At 26.2% G+C, this 1008-nt stretch carries 1 protein-coding gene; it reads right to left on the bottom strand.

Annotated features, from left to right (window positions below):
• Positions 1 to 136: 136 nt before the first annotated feature.
• Positions 137 to 892: a precorrin-4 C(11)-methyltransferase gene (cobM, locus tag BGI41_RS08205; protein WP_088540212.1), complete on the bottom strand. Its 756-nt coding sequence runs from the start codon at positions 890 to 892 to the stop codon at positions 137 to 139.
• Positions 893 to 1008: the final 116 nt, after the last annotated feature.

Here is a 1008-nt window from a genome sequence, read left to right as displayed (position 1 = left end):
TTATTATACTCATTAAAAAATTTTAACAAAAAAAATAAATTTAATGAATATACCCATTAAAAAATTCTATACCAAAAAGTAAACAAAATTTAAGGAATATATTCATTAAAAAATCCATAAAAATATAAAAACTAAATTAATGTCTATACACATGTTTAAAGTTTTCATCATATAATTTAGATGGATTAAAATCATCAGTATCTAAAGCATCACCAACAATAATCATAGAAGTTTTAGTGAAATTAGCATCATGAACTTTATCTACAATATCACCAAGAGTACCTCTAAGAATTTCTTGATCAGGCCATGTTGCTTTTTTAACAACTGCAATAGGAGTATCCTCTTCATAACCAACAAGAAGTTCATCAACAACCTTATCAATCATAGAAACACCTAAAAATATACACATTGTTGCATGATGTTTTGATAAACTTGCAAGACTTTCACCTTTAGGTTTTGGTGTTCTTCCTTCTGGACGAGTAATAATAACTGTTTGAGAAACTTCAGGGAGAGTTAATTCAGTTTCAAGTGCAGCAGCAGAACCAAAAACAGAACTTACACCTGGAATTATTTCATATTTAATATCTAATTTTTTAAGTTCTCTAATCTGTTCAGCAATAGCACCATATATAGATGGATCTCCAGTATGTACTCTAGCAACTAATTTACCTTCAGAACATGCTTTTTTAATAACATCTGTAGTTTCATTTAAATCCATTGATGCACTGTTATAAATTTCTGCATCATTTTCATTGTATTCTAAGATTTTCGGATTAACAAGAGAACCTGCATATATAATAACATCTGATTTTTGTATAATTTTATATCCCTTAATTGTTAAAAGTTCTACATCACCAGGACCTGCACCAATAAAAACAACTTTACCTTCCATAAATATCACAATTTAAAAAATTTATTCAATTTAATGAATGATTCTTTCAATAATTATAAAACTAAAATTTTATTAAAATACTCTTAAATTTTAAAATAATAGAACTAGTATTAAAA

The organism is Methanobrevibacter sp. 87.7 (genome assembly GCF_002208625.1).
Lineage (GTDB): Archaea > Methanobacteriota > Methanobacteria > Methanobacteriales > Methanobacteriaceae > Methanarmilla.
Note: the sequence above shows the minus strand (reverse complement) of the source record. Positions and strands in the feature narration are given on the sequence as shown.